This window comes from Sphingomonas sp. CCH9-F2 (assembly GCF_001556735.1).
GTDB lineage: Bacteria > Pseudomonadota > Alphaproteobacteria > Sphingomonadales > Sphingomonadaceae > Sphingomonas > Sphingomonas ginsenosidimutans.
The window spans coordinates 1-1,701 of record NZ_LSJO01000601.1 but is presented as its reverse complement, the minus strand read 5'-3'; the positions used below and the strand labels follow the sequence as shown (position 1 = coordinate 1,701).

Below are 1,701 nucleotides of genomic sequence, written 5' to 3'. Positions count from 1 at the left end.
CCCCCGCCTGCGCCGCCATCATCTCCAGAAAGCGGTCGATCGCATCGCGGTCGCCGACCGCGGTCGTCATGCCAGCCGCGCGATCGCCTCGGCCGCGATCATCCGCGCCTCGCCGTCCAGCCCGACCGCGCGCAGGCTGCGCAGCGCGCGGTACAGCGCGGCCGGCGGGACCGCGCGCCAGTTCCCCGCCTGCATCCCCGTCGCTGCCAGCAGCAGGACGGTGCCCGCCTGCCCCTCCGCCGCCGCACGGTCGATCGCGCGGGTCCAGCCGTTGGGCGATCCGATCCGCACGTCCAGCGTCGCGGCATTCTCCTCGACATCCGCGGCCGACAGCCGCCCCAGCCCCGCCAGCGCGGCGAAGAACATCTGCTTCCGGCGCTGCGCCGTCGCGCCCTCCGGCGTGTAATCGCCGATGATGCTGCCGGGGCGGATGCCGCGCGCGTCGGGATCGGCGAGCAACAGCATCGCCCAGGCATCGCCGCCGACACGGACATAGGGTTGCCAGCGCAGCGCGGTACGATCCATCCCCGCCGACAGCATAGCGGCGACCAGCCGGTCGGCTTGGTCCACCCCGGCGCGCGGGGTGACTCGCGCGGCGGCATGGGCGGTCAGGATCAGCCGGGCATAGCGCCCCGCATCGTCCGACGCCCCGTCCCACAACGCGCCCAGCGCCGACAGCCGCGCGCCGTCGTCCGCGGCGACATAGGCATCGCGCAGGCCGTTGGTGGTGCGGGTCAGCGCACCGGGCACGTCATCGGCATCGGCCAGCGCGGAATACAGGTCGACCAGCGCCGCACTGCTGACGACGCCCATCGCCGCCGCGCGGTCCGCCGCGGCCGCGCGCTGGATCAGCGGGATGCCCGGCGCCAGCGCGCGCCAGCCGGTCACCTGCGCGCCGACCGTGGCATAGAGTTCGTCGGGCACCGTCGCCCCGGTGGCAACGGCCAGCCCGAAACGCCACGCGGTCAGCTGCACCACCGGCGTCCAGTCGACGGTGATCGCCTGACGGCTGTCGACGCCCGCGCCCATCACCTTTTGCGCCAGTTGCAGGTCGATCCCGCTCGCCACCCGCTGCCGCCGCGCATCGGCGATCAGCGCGCGCGCGCGTGTGTCGCCGGTCAGCCCGGCACACATCGCGCGCGCCACCACCCAGCCGCGCTCGGCATTGCCGGCGGTCGGCGCCAGCGGACACAGCCCGCCCGGATCGCCGTTCGCCAGCGCGGCCTGCATCCACACCTGCCGCAGCTTGGGCGTGACGCGATCGGTATCGACCGCCTGCACGACCGCCCGCGCGCCGACCGACTCGCCCATCCGCAGCAGCAGCCACGCGCGCTCGGCCGCGAAATCGGCGCCATTGAGCCCACGCGGCGTATCGACCCGCGCCACCAGCATCCGCCGCAGCGCGATCGACAGCCAGCGCGACGGCAGCGGCGCCGACAGCCGGCGCATGACGATTTCCAGATAACGCCCGTCCGCCGTGCCGAACGCATCGCGCCGGAACGAATCCGCCGCGCCGACCAGCGCGAGCGACCGGCGCGCGGAGGCGGGCATGACGTAGCGCGGCGTCGCCACCGCCGTGGGGCTGACGCTGGGCGACGGTTCGGGCAGCGGCGTCGCGGCCACGCCGGGCAGCGGCTGGATGAACGCGCCGGTCGCGCCGGCGGTGGGTGCCGCCGCCGGGCGCGCGGCGGCGGCACCCAC

General features: G+C 75.4%; 1 protein-coding gene. It reads right to left on the bottom strand.

Annotated elements, in window-relative coordinates; translation table 11 throughout:
- Positions 1-66: 66 nt before the first annotated feature.
- Positions 67-1,701, bottom strand: a 1,635-nt coding sequence (locus AX685_RS22775; protein ID WP_197418666.1) for a hypothetical protein, incomplete at its 5' end; no start/stop codon positions are given.